General features: G+C 64.9%; 16 protein-coding genes and 1 pseudogene. 5 read left to right on the forward strand and 12 right to left on the reverse strand.

What is annotated here, in order from left to right; all coding sequences use genetic code 11:
• Nucleotides 1-177: 177 nt before the first annotated feature.
• Complete coding sequence (locus HGB39_RS37155) at nt 178-810, reverse strand: hypothetical protein (RefSeq protein ID WP_043790456.1); 633 nt, start codon at nt 808-810, stop codon at nt 178-180.
• Between the two features lie 382 nt (nt 811-1192).
• Between HGB39_RS37155 and HGB39_RS37160 the strand changes: the two genes are divergently transcribed.
• Together HGB39_RS37160 and dapA are read left to right on the forward strand one after the other, a co-directional pair.
• Nucleotides 1193-1345 (forward strand): hypothetical protein, encoded by a 153-nt coding sequence (locus tag HGB39_RS37160; RefSeq protein ID WP_005568109.1) that lies wholly within the window; start codon nt 1193-1195, stop codon nt 1343-1345.
• Between the two features lie 54 nt (nt 1346-1399).
• The gene (gene dapA, locus HGB39_RS37165; protein ID WP_043790446.1) at nt 1400-2305 is read left to right on the forward strand and encodes a 4-hydroxy-tetrahydrodipicolinate synthase; all 906 of its coding nucleotides are present in this window, start codon (nt 1400-1402) and stop codon (nt 2303-2305) included.
• A 91-nt stretch (nt 2306-2396) separates the two neighbouring features.
• On the opposite strand, the gene HGB39_RS37170 is transcribed toward dapA, so the two are convergent.
• The 5 genes from HGB39_RS37170 to HGB39_RS37195 all read right to left on the reverse strand — a co-directional run bounded on the left by HGB39_RS37170 (nt 2397) and on the right by HGB39_RS37195 (nt 5538).
• The gene (locus HGB39_RS37170) at nt 2397-3032 is read right to left on the reverse strand and encodes a GyrI-like domain-containing protein (RefSeq protein WP_005568113.1); all 636 of its coding nucleotides are present in this window, start codon (nt 3030-3032) and stop codon (nt 2397-2399) included.
• A gap of 168 nt (nt 3033-3200) precedes the next feature.
• Nucleotides 3201-3608 (reverse strand): YciI family protein, encoded by a 408-nt coding sequence (locus HGB39_RS37180; RefSeq protein WP_005568114.1) that lies wholly within the window; start codon nt 3606-3608, stop codon nt 3201-3203.
• 179 nt (nt 3609-3787) lie between these two features.
• Nucleotides 3788-4492, reverse strand: coding sequence for a hypothetical protein (locus HGB39_RS37185; protein WP_043790449.1), 705 nt, complete (start codon nt 4490-4492; stop codon nt 3788-3790).
• A gap of 95 nt (nt 4493-4587) precedes the next feature.
• Nucleotides 4588-4974 carry a hypothetical protein gene (locus HGB39_RS40450; protein WP_005568118.1) on the reverse strand — a complete coding sequence of 129 codons (387 nt, stop codon included), beginning with the start codon at nt 4972-4974 and terminating at the stop codon, nt 4588-4590.
• A gap of 168 nt (nt 4975-5142) precedes the next feature.
• Nucleotides 5143-5538 (reverse strand): hypothetical protein, encoded by a 396-nt coding sequence (locus HGB39_RS37195; RefSeq protein WP_005568120.1) that lies wholly within the window; start codon nt 5536-5538, stop codon nt 5143-5145.
• Nucleotides 5539-5892: 354 nt separating this feature from the next.
• Between HGB39_RS37195 and HGB39_RS37200 the strand changes: the two genes are divergently transcribed.
• Complete coding sequence (locus tag HGB39_RS37200) at nt 5893-6195, forward strand: hypothetical protein (protein ID WP_005263763.1); 303 nt, start codon at nt 5893-5895, stop codon at nt 6193-6195.
• A gap of 289 nt (nt 6196-6484) precedes the next feature.
• Here the strand turns inward: HGB39_RS37200 and HGB39_RS37205 are convergent, their stop codons facing one another.
• The 4 genes and pseudogenes from HGB39_RS37205 to HGB39_RS40075 all read right to left on the reverse strand — a co-directional run.
• Complete coding sequence (locus HGB39_RS37205; protein ID WP_037206929.1) at nt 6485-6946, reverse strand: CinA family protein; 462 nt, start codon at nt 6944-6946, stop codon at nt 6485-6487.
• A 629-nt stretch (nt 6947-7575) separates the two neighbouring features.
• The gene (locus HGB39_RS37210; protein ID WP_005568123.1) at nt 7576-7902 is read right to left on the reverse strand and encodes a hypothetical protein; all 327 of its coding nucleotides are present in this window, start codon (nt 7900-7902) and stop codon (nt 7576-7578) included.
• Between the two features lie 113 nt (nt 7903-8015).
• A complete protein-coding gene (locus tag HGB39_RS37215; protein ID WP_005568125.1) occupies nt 8016-8462 on the reverse strand; it encodes an Hsp20/alpha crystallin family protein in 447 nt (148 codons plus the stop codon).
• 519 nt (nt 8463-8981) lie between these two features.
• Nucleotides 8982-9308, reverse strand: a pseudogene (locus HGB39_RS40075) (GAF domain-containing protein); the annotation flags it as partial.
• A 613-nt stretch (nt 9309-9921) separates the two neighbouring features.
• Between HGB39_RS40075 and HGB39_RS37225 the strand changes: the two are divergent.
• Complete coding sequence (locus HGB39_RS37225; protein ID WP_005568128.1) at nt 9922-10455, forward strand: STAS domain-containing protein; 534 nt, start codon at nt 9922-9924, stop codon at nt 10453-10455.
• A gap of 662 nt (nt 10456-11117) precedes the next feature.
• Nucleotides 11118-12125, forward strand: a complete 1008-nt coding sequence (locus tag HGB39_RS37230) for an FUSC family protein (RefSeq protein WP_052023997.1) — start codon at nt 11118-11120, stop codon at nt 12123-12125.
• 870 nt (nt 12126-12995) lie between these two features.
• Here HGB39_RS37230 and HGB39_RS40455 read toward each other — a convergent pair.
• Both HGB39_RS40455 and HGB39_RS37240 read right to left on the reverse strand, forming a co-directional pair.
• Nucleotides 12996-13295 (reverse strand): DUF3459 domain-containing protein, encoded by a 300-nt coding sequence (locus HGB39_RS40455; RefSeq protein WP_005568133.1) that lies wholly within the window; start codon nt 13293-13295, stop codon nt 12996-12998.
• Nucleotides 13296-13480: 185 nt separating this feature from the next.
• Nucleotides 13481-13780, reverse strand: a complete 300-nt coding sequence (locus tag HGB39_RS37240; protein ID WP_210753229.1) for an MFS transporter — start codon at nt 13778-13780, stop codon at nt 13481-13483.
• Between the last annotated feature and the right edge of the window lie 574 nt (nt 13781-14354).

Consider the following 14354-nt stretch of genomic DNA (forward strand, 5'->3'; position numbering starts at 1 on the left):
GCCGTCGTCCTGGCGATCAATAACCGGCCCCGCAAGATCCACGACTGGCGAACCCCCGCCGAGGTCTTCGCCGACCAGCTACGCTCACTGCAACAGCCAGGTGTTGCGACGACCGATTGAATCCGCCCTGTGCACGGGTCGAACACTGGTGCGGGGCAGGGTCCTGGCCTTTGTGGGTCAGGGCCGCCCCTCCAGCGACCCTGTGACCGCCAGGTCGTCGAGCAGCCCCAAAAATGCTCGGGCACAGGGGAGGTCGGCAGTGGCCCCCGCCACGGTGGGCCAGTCGACCTGCTCGCGCAAAGCGCGGGCGACCGGCAGCATCGGCACGAAATCACACCGATGCGAACCGAGACGACGGAGTTTGTCGATCATCAGATCGGTTCCGCTGAGGACAGGCGCCCAGATCTGCCCGATCCGCATCGTCTCGGCCCGTGCGAGGAGTCCCTCCCCGGTCCCGGTGGTACCGGCCGGATACAGCAGGGTGACCCGGAGATCACCGCCGACGACCTGCCGTGACCCGAGGCGGGAGGAAGCGATGGACCGCATCCCACCCGCAGCCAACGCGGTCCGTGCCTCGGTCAGGTGTTCGTCCGAGGCGATGATGGTCACCTGGTGCTCGGCTGGCGGTCCGCCGCGGGCGTAGACGGCGCAGTCCCCGCCGACCGCGAACGGCACGCCAGCGGCCGAGAGGATGGTCACTGCCCGACCCAGCGTCCGCATCAGCTGGGCTTCGCGGGCCGCGACTATTCGAACGGTGGGGTAATCCTCCGTCCGCGGAGAGCAATGGCGCGGCAGGTGCTCGGTGGTCATGACCGGTGGGTACCCGGCGTGTGCGGACCTCAACCGTGCGATGGGCGATCTCGCTTCACGGAGTGCGGCCACAGGCGGTTGATCGAGGGACCTTCGTCAGGGGCGCCGAGTACGGGTCTGCCAGCGTGTCTTCGCCCGTGGCGACTCTTGCAGCAGAAACCGACCGATGGGCATTGTTTTGGCGGTCTCATCGAAATGGTGGACTCCGGTGTAGTCGACTGACCGCCGTCGGTCTGCGCAGCCGCGATAGACGTGCTGGCGGCGTCAATGTCTCATTGGCTCTGTACAATTCGGAGATACCCGATGGTGCTGGAATCGGGACGGCCCGCGGGAGGCAGGAATGGGGTCACACAGCGCGGGTTTTCCTGGAGACTGATGTGTTATGACCGATCAGCTGCATGCCGACCTCACAGAACGTCTCGGCCGGGCAGTCGCCCGTGCCGCCATGGATGGTGATCCCCTGTTCGGTACCGTCGAGATCACCATCGCCGAGCTTGCTGAGCTGCTCGAAAGCCGAACCTCTCCCGGCGAGTGACCGGGGGATGTCTGGTCAGGGTTGTCGCCGGTTCGTCGCGCATACACTAGGGCGATGACCGATTCGTCAGCGCCGGTGGCTCCGTTCGGGCGCGTTCTCACAGCGATGGCTACGGCGTTCACCGTGGATGGCGAGATCGATGAGGAGGCGACTGCTCGGATCGCCGTACATCTGGTCGATCATGGGCACGACGGGCTTGTCGTCTCGGGGACGACCGGTGAGGCGGCCACGACTACCACCGCCGAGGACGGTCGGATCTTGCGAGTGGTCAAGGATGCGGTGGGCGACCGCGCGAAGATCGTTGCCGGGGTGGGAACGAATGACACGCGGCACACACTCGAATTGGCGAGGCAGGCTGTCATGCTCGGAGCTGACGGGTTGCTGCTCGTGACGCCGTATTACAACAAACCGAGCCAGGGGGGTGTACTGCAGCACTTTCGGTACGTCGTGGAGGCAGTCGATGCTCCAGTCATGGTCTACGACATTCCCGGCCGGGCCGGTACCAAGCTGGCGCCGTCGACGTTCGAGACGATGGCGGAGTGGCCGTCCGTGGTGGCGGTGAAGGATGCCGCCGGAGATCCCACTCAGGCGATCATGTTGCGCGAATTGGGCTATGCGGTCTACTCGGGAGACGACAGCCTCACTCTGGGTTTCCTGGCGTATGGGGCGTGCGGGGTTGTCTCTGTTCTCGGTCACGTGGCAGGCGACGAGATCCGCACGATGATTGACGCCTTCTTGTCGGGGGATGTGGAAACCGCACGGGAGATCAATGCCCGCCTGCAGCCGGCGTTGCATGCGGTCATGGGTGTCCCCAATTACGGCGCGACGACGGTCAAGGGAGCACTGCAGTTGCTCGGAGTGCTGCAGAACAGAACTGTGCGGTCCCCGCTACTTGCCCTCGACGACGGCGAGTACGAGGCGTTGCGGACGGGGCTGCTCGCTTCGGGGTTGCTGCACTGACCGAGCTGAGCATGCAGCTCAAAGCTGTCGACGCCGACGTTCCCGCCACACATGCTGCTACCTGGCCCCAGCGCACGGGTCGCCATGGTTGTCAGGTGCCGGAGGCGGCACCGGTGGTGATTGGTTGCCTGAGGATCGTGCGTTGCTTCTCGGGCGTGATCCTGCGGAAGTCGTTGAGGTAGATCTCGTGGTGCTTGCCGGACACACACAGTCTGTTGCCGGGGATGAACTCGTCGTGCAGTTGTGCGAGCACGCCTGCTTCGTCGTCGAAAGAGCCGGCGTGCAGTGTCTGCACGCACCGCCCTTCGCTCAGCGCCTCGAGTCGGACGTCGTCCAGACGTATCGGGCGGTTCTTGGCACCGGCCTGTTCGACTGCGGTGGTGAACATGGCGTGTTCGACCCAGTTCGGGGTCATGATCATCATCGTCCAGTCCCATCGCGACTTGTCCCACACCGTTGTGAAGGAGTCCATGTCGTCTGCCCACCACAAGCCCTCCAGCGGAGGAACGACATAGTCGCGGCCGAGGTCACGCTTGCTGGCGAACTTCAATTTGTACGCGAGGGGGTAGAGCGCTTCGACGGCGTCGCTGAATGCCGGTGAGGTGTTGGGGTCGCCGTGACCGTCGATCATGAGGTACTGCATGTCGGGCACATCGACGATCCTGAACTCGCCTCGTGGGGCCTGGTAGGCGGCGAGGGTTTTCTTGAAGTCGGTCTTGTCCGTCATCGGGCACCTGGACTCGCGTAGCGAGCCATACCTTTCTGCCTCCACGAGGCTCGACGATTATGAGAACTGTGGGGGTGCGGTTCCGTCTCGGCCGCCACGAGGTGGAGTCCGCGGCGGCCGAGGATCCGCGAGCACCTTCGGGGTACGGGCCGGAGGAGGATCTCGAGGTCAGTCAGTGAGGGTGGGCGGCGCAGTGAGGAACGGGCGCACTCCGAGCCACTCATGGATCGGTTTCCCTCCCGCCCCCGGTGCGGCAGAGAGCTCACCTGCCAGCTCGATGGCGCGGTCGTAGCTGTCGACGTCGATCATCATCCAGCCGGCGATGAGGTCCTTGGTCTCGGCAAAGGGGCCGTCGGTGACCGGTGGGCGACCCTCGCCGTCGTAGCGGACGAACCCCCCGTCGGGGGCGAGCGCTTGACCGTCGACGAACTCGCCGGTGCCTTCGAGTCGGTCTGCGAAGTCTTGCATGTACTGGACGTGGGCCGAGATCTCTTCCGGCGTCCACTGGTCCATCGGCACGTCCTTGACCGCAGCAGGGGCGCCGCGGTAGTGCTTGAGCAGAAGATACTTGGCCATTGTGGTTCTCCTCGGTGATGGTGCGGCCCATTGTGGTCGCGTTCATTGTGGAAACGGAGCCAGTCAGGATTTCTCGACACGCCGCCGAAGAATTTTTTGGGGTCTCGTCCGTACCGGGTGCGGGGACTGGCAGTTGCGGTGTCCGGGCGCGTTGTGCACAGCGCTCGCGACGCAGCACCTCACAGTGTCGGCCGATCGAGCGGACGTCGCAGGGGATCGAGCGCGCCGGCGTCCCGTAGCCGGCCGTATACGCGAACAACCGTGTCGACGTCGCCCGGTGCTGCAATGTGCAGAAGCCGGCCGCTGCTCAGCGTGTCCTGACGGACCGCCTCCGGGCCGTCGGGCACCAGGACTGCGCGGGCCGCGGACAGATAGCCGAACCGGCCGACGACCGGATCGCCGACGGTGAAGCCGGCGTCGTCTTCGAGGGCATCGAGAATGTCGTCGTCGCTCACGTCACCGAAATCCGGTTCCCACACCGACGCAAGCGTTGCGAGCAGTTCGGATTCGGGGACGACGGCACCGTCGGGCGCATCGACCGTCATCACCAGTGATTGCAGGAGAAACTGCGGGGCACCACCCGCCACGCCGGACAGTTCCACTGCCCACCCGTCCGCACCCGCGTGCATCAGTCGCAATCCGGTCCCCGTCAGGTCCGACCACGCTTCCGCGCCCTGAGCGTCCAGGAGTACCGCTGTCAACTCGTCCGGCGCACAGGCGGTGTCCGGGCCCGACGCGTGAACCTGCCGCCACTCGCCTCGCGCCGGTGGCGCAGCCGCCGGCAGCAGTTCCGTGACGTGCTCCAACGTCTGCCGCCACTGTCCTGCCAGCGTTTCGACCGGCTCCCGCCGCGGTCCCCAGAAGGCCCGCACGACGCGTCGCATTCGAATATGTCCTCCCTCGCGATCCCTACGGTCGTCCGTGCGTCCCCGGGCGGGATCAGGGTCCGCAACGAACCGTGGTGCACCTGATTCTGTCATCAGATGCGTCCTGCCCACTGGAAAGGAAGCATCGATTCCCGGATGCTGGTGACCATTTCGGCGATCCCCTCAGCTGTGGCAGGCTTCAGGGTGAGGTGACACCCAACATGCAGTAACCGGCGGCAATGTAGAGGCCGCGGTGACCGGGAACCGGGCCGATGGACGGCAGGCTGTCGGGCGTGGCCGGTCGCAAACTGGTACGGGCTCAGTGCTCCGATGATCGGCAACTGGATGCCCAGGGGAGTGAGAAGCGCGTTTGTCGCGGCACCGAGCGCGATGACCGCGTGGTCGTTGTCCAAGGAGTGGTCCGGCGTTTGTATCGACCACTTCGCGCCTGCGGGAGTGACGGTCTCCACGGCAGTGTGCTGGAGGACGGTGACGCCCATGTCGGTGACCTTCTCGAGCAGACCTTGGAGCAGGGATTACCGGTTGACGTGTCGGTCGATCGAGGTGTGGGCGGCGACCTGCACCCCGGGCCGACGGCAGTACCACGTTGACGTGCTTCGTCACCGGACAGGTATTCGATGCTGCCCGGGAAGCCCAGTCCTTTCGCCTCACTTCGGCGTGATGGTCTCGGGTACGGAGCTGCTCTCGCCGCGGCCGACGATGAGCGCGATGCATGCTGAGGCGGCCGAGGCTGGGCCCAGACCCGCGCGTACCCAATTCCAGCGATACCAGTCGGTCAGGGTTGTGTGCACCGCCTCGGGTGGGAAAGCAGGGTCGAACATGGCGAGGTTCGCGTCCACGAAGTAGATCGGGAGGACCCACAGGGTCCCGACCATGCCTACGGTCGCCAGAGTCCAGGCGCGGCGCCCGGGTCGATGACTCTCGACGGCGGAGTAAGTGGTGATGGCGACCATCACTGTCGAGGCGCGGTCGAAGGGGAACACCGCCGCTCCGGTGACGGGGCCGTAGACCGCGAAGTGGTGCAGGAATTCCGCTGGTTCCATGGCAGCCAGGTCGGGACGATCACGGTTTGGCTGAGCAGGGCGCCGTCGGCGAAGGCCGCGGTGGTGGCTACCGCGGCGGTGTCGATGGTACCGTCCGCGCGCCCGGAAGGCGCTGGTCCGCGAGGAGGAATGATCCACTGAGGGGTCAGGGCCATTGGGCGACTCCACATCTCGTGCCCTCGATGGTTCTGGTCGGCGCTGGTGGTTGACGATTGGTTTTGATGAACGACTGGTTCTAAAACGCGGCGAATGCCCGTGCGAGTACGCCGTCACGGTCGGCGGCGGGAATCACGGATCGGGGGAATCGCCGTGGTTCGCGCAGTAGACTGACGGTCCCCGACGAGGAGGGTCCGATTGCTGATCTTCGGCGAGCCGTACGAGGCGAGTAACGGCATGGTGATCATTACTGTGTCGCGGACAGGCTGGGGTCATCGGGCTGAGCGCCCGGTTGGCATCTACACAGTCGGTGCGGAGGGTGTTACCTGGACGCCTGCCGTCGATGCGAGCTGGCACGCGTTGATCGGGGTCTGCACGGGTTTCGCGGCGGCCGTAATCGGTACGATCGCGGTTTTGCGGCGTCCTCCATGGCCGGAGATGACCGAGCGGGTGATGACCGCGCTTGCGCAGGCGCGGATTGCTGAAAGCCGACATCGGTAGGACATCGATCCGCTCGCCGCACTCCTCCGCGCTGATTGCGATGCAGGTGGGCTGGTGCCGCGCATTGGTGGTCGCGCGTCGGACGGGGGTAAGGATCTTCCGTCCCAACCAAGTCGAACGCTCCGGCCGGGGTCCACGGCGACGAATTCACTTATTCTGAATGCAGATTCGCCAGGTGCAAGGATGTCGGGTGCCTCGATGCGGCATCCCAGGCCCGCGCCTCGGCGGAGCTGGATCCGGTCTTACGCAGAGGGCATCCGGACCGAAACCACATGGGCGCCCGCATCTATCAGCGCAGTGCGTCCTCGAGCAGGAACAGGGCATGGGCGGTAGTCGCCTCCACCACGTCGCCGGGATCTCCATCGAAGTGCCGCAGCTCGGTGCGAGCGGAACCGTCGGCGAAGACCCCGAACCACACTGTCCCCGGTGGTTGTCCGTCCTGAGATTGGGGCCCGCCGGCACCGGTGACCGCCACCGCGAGATCCGCGCCGAGCAACTCGGCTACTGATGTCACCATCGCGCGGGCACTGGGTTCGCTGACTACCGGGCCGTCGGGAACCTGCAGCAATCCATGTTTCACCGAGCTGGCATAGGCCACGATGCTGCCTCGATACCACTCTGACGACGACGGCGCGGCACCGAGAACGGCGGAAATTCTCCCGCCAGTCAAGGATTCCGCTGTGGCAATGGTGAGTTGCCGATCGCGCGCAGCCACAGAGATCCGCTCCGCACGCTCGTCACACCTACTCATACGCCGCGCACCGCACCCCGGCCGATGCGGTGAGGTCCACAGACACTCGCCCTTGCCGCCGCGAGCACAATCACCAACAACATCACATTGATCATCTGACCTCCATCTCGTGCTTCGAGTAGAACTTGTTGCCGACTCTTCCGGACCTGTAATTCCCGCGAGCGGTGCACCGCTCGCCTTCGACAGATGAACCGGCGCCGGTAATTCTCGGCGGCGCCGCCGGCTACGGGCTGAACCGGGGAGCCTGGTCGTCGTCGCTTCCGGACACGACGACCTGGGTACCGAAATACTCGACGAGGAGTGGGCGTAATCCCAGATCGCAATCGCCCCACACGCGAGTGCCAATTCGGGAGAACCACACCCGACGATGAGCGAGCGCGGGGGTGCGGACTGGGACTCCACGAGCTTGTGTCGACGACGACTCGCGGAGTCTCGGCTCGGCGCGACGTGCAGAAAGGAATTCGGGCCAGCGCGTTCACGGACTGGACTCGAGGTACCCCCTCAAAGCCGCGACAGCCACCGAGGGGTGCTACCAATCCGGTCAACACACCGCGCGTGCTTACTCTTACCCACCGACCAGGAGCGCAGGGCCTCACTGGGTGTCGACCTCCGGGGCGGGCATGTACAGGTCAGAGGTTGGGAAGAGCCGCGGCGAGGAAGACGAGGCCGGCGGCGATTCCGAAAGCCCCGGTGAGGATGCCGAGGAGGGCTTCCAGTCCCTTGGGCTCGTTCCCTTCGACGGCGGGGTGCCGGTAGGCGGCGATTCCGGCCGCGATGGCGCCGGCACCGAGCAGGATGCCGAACCTGAACATCCAGAACATCACGATCGACAGCGAGCCCAGCATGAACGAGAGGTCGGTGCAGTATTCACCGAGAAGACGGGGCGGCCTGGGCCAGGATGAGCGTGGCACGGATTTGTGGGGATCGTGTCGGAACCCGGTCGTGGTGGCCGTCATCTTTCAGGTCCTCAGAGTGTATGCAGTGGGGATCGGATATGTTGTCCTGCACCAGGTCCGGTCCAGCGGTGGCGGTGCACCGCTGAACCGAACCGGCGTGCGTGGTGCGCGGGTCAGGCTTCGATGGGGGTGCGGTCACCGCACGCAACGGGTGAGCCGCCGCGGGTGATCTCGATGCGCCGCGGCTTCGCTCGTTCGGTGACCGGCAGAATCACGCTGAGAACACCGTTGTCGTAACTGGCCGAAATACGGTCGACGTCGATGTTCTCTCCGAGCGACACCTGGCGCCGGTAGCGGCCGCTGAATCGCTCCGATGTCAACCACTGCACACCATCGTCTGGCTGGCTTCGATGGGCGGTCAGGGTCAATACCCCGGCATCGACATCGATGTCGATCGAGCCGGGGTCCATACCGGGCAGATCGGCGTGCAGGACGTAGTGGTCGTCGACTTTGTACAGATCCATCGGCATGAACCGCGGACGACGCGACGATCCGGTATGAGCGCCCAGCAACGACTGGGTCATCGAGTCGATGTCGGTGAAGGGATCGAAACGCAGCACAGCAACACACCTCCCATGATCAGTTAAGTGGTCCGCCACCTCGGCGAAGCCTCCATCACTGTGCGAAAGCAATTTAGCACTCGGTCGCTCCGAGTGCCAGAACTGATGGTGGTGTTTCGTTCTCCTCCTCTTAGTCGCACCCCCGCTACTCGGTGGTTACCAACGAGGAGGGGTCGTCGGCGGGGTGGCGGGACGGCCGTTTCGAAATGGGGGTCATGCTTCGGCGAGGGGAGGGGCGTCCCTCGGCCGCGGTGGGTTTATCGAGCCAAGCTCGCGGCCGCGTCGGTGCCGTCCGGCCTCGTCAAATTGGGGCCACGCGGTGCCCGGATCGAGGCCGGGTGCTTCGATCCGGCCTCGACAGTATCGACGGTGTAAACCGTGGGCTCTAGGTGTACTGACCCTTGATGGATCGGCGGCACGTTCCTCGCCGACCGGTATGTCGCGCGGTCGAACCTGGCCCTCTCGGGAGCGTGACCGATTCTTATCGTCGGTCGATCACCTGCTGAGCGATCGCACTCACGCGGCGTGGGTGGCGAGAACTTCGCCCGCGGCCTCCTCTTCGGAGCCGAACGCGTTCGCAGAGAAAGCAGATAGGTTGAGTGCACCATCTTTCCGTCGGCGGTATACAGCTGAAAGGACATCGAACTGAGAATCCCCACATCGACTGCGGCCGCCGCGAACTGCGGCCAACGCGGTTCCGAACGAAGATCGTCGCTTCGCACCACGAGATTGTTGAGCGCCGCCACCACGCACACGGTCCCTTTCCGAGTTGATGCTGTGCATGGTCAAGTTTCTTTAATAGTGGGGAGGTGTGGGCGCGACGGTCTCGAACCTCTTGCCGGAGGCTGAGATCCCGGGCACCGGAATCGCTGGTCTTCGGCGGGGAGGGAAGCGTCCGGTGACGCGCGGGAGCCGGCCGGGAAACAAATACACCCTCCGGTGCCAGGCGAGACCTTCTCCTGGAGCAGATTTGGGCTGGAGTGAGGGCTCTCACCTGGTTCCTCACGCAGACGGTGCGCCCCACGCGAGTTGCCTACCGAAGGGGGTGTTGCGCCCCGGGTTCAGCCGAGACTCTCGGTGACCCGATCGGCTCTTCTGGCGGGGTTAGCGTGTGCGGCTTCGAGGGGGTGGGATCATCCCGTGAAGCCGACGGTGGGCGTGGCGGTGGGTTTGCTTCCTGGGAGATGCGCGTTACCGTGGAGCAGAGGTTGAGTTCACAGCCCGGCAGACAGTGTCCGTCACCGGCTACGATTCTCGGCCTTTTTCTTTTTGGGGTCTTTCGGGCCGGTCCCACCCCGGAGGAACCTCATGACCTATTTCCTTGCCGTTGTCGACTTTCCGGAACAGGTGCAGGCCTGGTTAGCGGACACCTGCCGATGGAACACCACCGCCGCCGGGGCCACCGAGTTCCGGATCGAGATCGACGAGCCCCCCGGCGGCCCGGTCGCTCGGCGAATCGGTGCTGACCGGTCACAATGTTGTCGTCGACCTGCTACATGTTCCTTTTCTCGGGTGCCCCGGGTTCGCCGCATTGCACCACACCGTCACCGATCTGTCGGCGCAGCGGTGCCGCCTGACCGTTGCCGCATCCGCCGATGTGCGCTCGATTCTGGACCGGATCGGCATCGGTGCAGCGGTGCCCTGCTTCGGCACCGTCGCCAACGCAGTCCACGCCGCCCGCTCACCCCAGACCTCCGCCGGCAGCGAGGATCCGACCTTCACGATCCTCGACCGCTCGGGCCAGCGAACTGCTCTCGCGGAGTCCACGCCGTGGGTCCCGGTTGTCCCGGAGGGCAGAGCGTTGCCCGATGACAGCGCCGTGTCGATGCACTGTGTCTGCCGCCGGATGGTCATCGGCCCGGTGACTGTCGCCGGCGGTACCGCCGGCAGCGGGCAACCGACTTTACGTCAGCCCAAGGGTCCGGACCCGTTGTGTGGCAACCGGTGCGCGGGACCACCAGGGCGGCGATGGCAGCGGAAGCGACGGAGTTGACAGCGCTGAGGCGGATGGTGGCCTTCGGATTGCGGTGGTGCGCCATAGCAGTGTCTCTGCCGGGGTTATCACGGCCGATTTCGGGATGGACAATGTGGCGTTTCTCCGGAAGCTGGTCGCATACCTCGAGATCGCTGCGCCGGCACCCCTGCGGCCGGATCTGGTCGATCGGACATCGCTCGTCGCCCGTCGACGGCTCTGGCTGGGCACCTGACCAAGCAAGAGTAGACCGATTGGGATTTTATGTTGGTTGTGTTGTGCGCCGAGCATTGTGTCCAGTCTCCGGCGCAAGGACTCGCCGCGGACCAGACCCACCGACCCTCATCGCGGAGATGTGGCGCATCGTGGGGTCCTGCCGGGAGGTCGAGTCGTCGTTCCTCTCCCCGGAGAGGGCGCGTGGCCGGGACCGGGCGCGGCACGAAACGCACGCCAAACGAGTCTGCCAGGCCGCCCGTAATCACGAGTGGCACGTCTGCCGCGCAGGACCGAACCGAAATGAGTGACACCGAGCCGATGACTTCTGGACCTGCTGAGTGTTCGACATGAGATGGTTTCTTCCGCAGACCGATATTCAGACAAAGCGACCAAGTGCGGGCGGCTGCGGTAGGTGGTTGCGCTGCGTCCTCCAGCAGCCGGGCTTGGTGTCGGCCGTCAAGTGCACTGTGGCAGTGCTTATCGCGTGGTGGGTGGCCGATCGAGTGCTGCAGAGTCCCGAGGCTTTCCTCGCCCCCTACGCCGCCCTGTTCATCATCGGCACCACGGTCCGCAGCTCGGTCACCGCTGCCGCACGTCAGGTCACGGTCGTAGTGCTCGGTGTGCTTGTGGCCGCGCTGGCGGCACGAACCTTGCCCGAACTCGCCGCCATCGCAGGTGCGGTCGCAGTCGGTACGATCCTCGGCCGCAGCCGGTGGTTGGCACCGGACGGAATGTGGGTGGCGATCACCGCGCTGCTGGTGTTGCTGTACGGCACGGCAACAAATCCCGCTCTGGTGTTTCATCGTGTCCTCGATGTCACAGTGGGTGTGCTGGTCGGTGTGGCGGTCAACGCTCTCGTCCTGCCTCCCGACAGGCTCTCCACGGCGCGTGATCTGATTCTGCAACGTGCCGAGGAACTCTCCGCCCTGCTCGCCGATCTTGCCCACGGACTACGGTCCGGGCGCCACGATAGTGATCGAGGGCGACAACGGGTGTGGGATCTGCACAAGTCGACCGGCGCCGGCGCTGCGCTGAGCGAGGGTCGGGAAAGCTTGCGAGGCAACATGCGCAGCGTCGGTTGGGCCAGAGTCGGCGGATCTCGGGTGTACCAGCCGATAGCTACGATTCTCGACGACACATTGCTGCAGGTGTCAGTGCTGGAGATCGCAGTCGAGGCACTCACCGCCTCGGACGATCGGTTGGAAGATCCCGATCAGCTTCGGTGCGAAGCAGCGGGACTGATCGAAGCGTTTTCCGCCGCATTCGACAAACTCACCTGGGACCCTGCCCACCATCGAGAGCCCTATCTTCACGTCGTGCATACCGCTCTGCCTGATGCCCGCTCGCGCCTCGAGTCCTTCAGGGAGACAGTCCAACGGCATCAACCCTCATCCGGTGCGTTGCAGGCCATCTCGTTGGCGGCGGATGGATTGTGGGCCGCACTGACCGTGCTGGACAATTTCGACGAGCGCTGAGAGCGTCATGAGTATCCAGGTGCAGATCTGTCACTTCAACCGCAGCGGCGGATCAGCGGATGGGAGTCGCTGACGGTCGTCTCATCGAAGCGGTACAGCACGATCAGTTCGCTGTCGTGGACCCGTCCTCGCGCGTCCGTGGTTTCTGTTTCGTATCCGCGGGTTCTCCAATCGAACTCCCTCCACACACCATCCGGCGGGGTCTCTGCGGGCGACACCACCGGGGGTGGAATGCCACAATCATGCCCATGCCCGCCGCATCGAAGGACAACCGTGGCCCGATCGTCCCGGTGGCGCGGGTCCGGGTCCGGGCAGCGGCGCTCACTCGGCTTGGGTTCTCGATGAGGTGGTCGACGACTACGCCACGGAAGCGGGTACCGGGGCACGTGACCCGTCACAGATAAGCCGCTGGGTGGTTCCACTCGGGCCGGTGCCGCCTTGGCTCTTGCACCGAACGGCGCGACGATCGCGACTTTGACCATCCCCAACAACGCATCCGGCTTCTCCGATGCCCTCGCGTGGATCGCCGAGCACGCCCCCGGCCCCGCGTCGTGGTAGGACTCGAAGGCACCCGCCGCTACGGAATCGGCCTGGCTCGCGCGTTGACCGGTGCCGGACGGACCATCGTCGAGGTCGAGTGTCCCGTCGTCAGACACGGCGCCGTGGCAAGTCCGACCCCATCGACGCGAGACTCGCCGCACTGCAGGTGCTGCGTATGCCAGAAGATTGAAAGGCGCTGCCACGCAGTGATGGGGCCGGTCGGGGGGATGGGTGTTGCCGAGGGTGAGGGTTCACTGCGGTTCCGCGTTGGTCCGGTGCTGGGTTGTCTGTGTCCGCCAAGTTCTTCGACGGAGAGGTCGCGTGACGGTCTTATTTGTTGGTGCGCAGCCAGAGGGTGGTGTCCGGTGGCAGGGAGCGGGTATCGGTCAGATCGGTGGAGGCGAGCAGGACCGTTGCGTCCGGGGCGATCGCGATCGGTTGTCGGGACAGGTTCACGACACACCGAAACGACTGCCCGCCGTCGAAGGCGAGGGCATCGGTGGGTGATGGCTGCCACGCAAGGCGTCGCCACGCAGGGCGGGCAGTGTGCGGCGGAGTCGGAGTGCGGTGCGGTGCGGTGCGGTAAAGGGTGAGCATCGAATCGGGGTCGCTCCCATCTGACCCGCACATTCCAGCGTCATCTCGAGTGTGGCCCTGGGAGCTTTCTCCCTCACCTACCTTGCGAGCCTAGTCGTCCGCGAGATCGGCTTCCACCGTTGCCTTTTCCTCGTCGGTGAGCCACTTGGCGTCTGCAGGTCGGTCGACCAGGCAGAATCACACGGCGCCGGCGAGCAGGATCGGCGGAATTCCCTCGATCAGAACAACCACTGCCAATCGGCCAGACCCCCGACCCCGGCGAAGCTGCTCATGATCCAACCCGATACCGCGGACCCGATGATCCCGGAGATGGGCACACCGATGAAGAAGGTAGCCGTCATCCTGGTTCGTCGCGCCGAGGGGAACCACTGAGCTAGGTAGAACAGGGCACCGGGGAAGAAGCCGGCCTCGGTGACGCCGAGCAGGAAACGCATGACGTAGAGCGATGTTTCGTCCCAGATGAACATCGTCGCGATGGTGACCGCGCCCCAGCAGAGCATGAAAGCGCGATGAGGCATTCCGTGTGTGCCTCACCGATGAGGAGTCCGCAGCGCTCGAGTCCGCCCTGCGCAAGCTCGACTCTCTCGCTCGTGCCATGCGACGTTCGGAGGAATAGCCCGGAACTGGGAAAACACACGCCGCGCGGGGCTCACCTGCCTGTTGCCTCATGTCAAGATGCCCGCGAAGTCTGATTCGTTGACTCATCGAGAAGTGCCCGCGTGAGAGGGCTCTCCTCGTGGGTGTGTTCTTGACGGTGGCGAGGGCGATGAGCTCGGTGGTCAATGCCTGGATCTGACGCTGGACGGCGGCGGGGTTGATGGTGGAGTACGTGTCGGCGAGGATGGCCTTGTCCTCTCCGGTGACGGCCTCGTGCTGGTCTGTACGCCGATGCGGAGTGGTGGCGATGTCGTACTTCTTGGCCACCTTCGCGCCGTCACGTTCTTCGACACCAATTTCTGCTGTGGGTAGAAGTAGTTCGTTAGCTGCGACTGCAGAACCCAGATCTGATTGAGCAGCAACAACTCTGCAGAGGTGTCATAGCGGAGATAGCCGACGATGGTGCGTACTACGGCCCAGTTCTTCTGCTCGACG

It is taken from the genome of Rhodococcus opacus, assembly GCF_012396235.1.
Classification (GTDB): domain Bacteria; phylum Actinomycetota; class Actinomycetes; order Mycobacteriales; family Mycobacteriaceae; genus Rhodococcus_F; species Rhodococcus_F opacus.

Coding starts and splice junctions, on each gene's coding strand:
- HGB39_RS37155 (WP_043790456.1), bottom strand. CDS start 810: ATGACCACCGAGCACCTGCCGCGCCATTGCTCTCCGCGGACGGAGGAT.
- HGB39_RS37160 (WP_005568109.1), top strand. CDS start 1,193: ATGACCGATCAGCTGCATGCCGACCTCACAGAACGTCTCGGCCGGGCA.
- dapA (WP_043790446.1), top strand. CDS start 1,400: ATGACCGATTCGTCAGCGCCGGTGGCTCCGTTCGGGCGCGTTCTCACA.
- HGB39_RS37170 (WP_005568113.1), bottom strand. CDS start 3,032: ATGACGGACAAGACCGACTTCAAGAAAACCCTCGCCGCCTACCAGGCC.
- HGB39_RS37180 (WP_005568114.1), bottom strand. CDS start 3,608: ATGGCCAAGTATCTTCTGCTCAAGCACTACCGCGGCGCCCCTGCTGCG.
- HGB39_RS37185 (WP_043790449.1), bottom strand. CDS start 4,492: ATGCGACGCGTCGTGCGGGCCTTCTGGGGACCGCGGCGGGAGCCGGTC.
- HGB39_RS40450 (WP_005568118.1), bottom strand. CDS start 4,974: ATGGGCGTCACCGTCCTCCAGCACACTGCCGTGGAGACCGTCACTCCC.
- HGB39_RS37195 (WP_005568120.1), bottom strand. CDS start 5,538: ATGGAACCAGCGGAATTCCTGCACCACTTCGCGGTCTACGGCCCCGTC.
- HGB39_RS37205 (WP_037206929.1), bottom strand. CDS start 6,946: ATGAGTAGGTGTGACGAGCGTGCGGAGCGGATCTCTGTGGCTGCGCGC.
- HGB39_RS37210 (WP_005568123.1), bottom strand. CDS start 7,902: ATGACGGCCACCACGACCGGGTTCCGACACGATCCCCACAAATCCGTG.
- HGB39_RS40455 (WP_005568133.1), bottom strand. CDS start 13,295: ATGTGCGGGTCAGATGGGAGCGACCCCGATTCGATGCTCACCCTTTAC.
- HGB39_RS37240 (WP_210753229.1), bottom strand. CDS start 13,780: ATGCCTCATCGCGCTTTCATGCTCTGCTGGGGCGCGGTCACCATCGCG.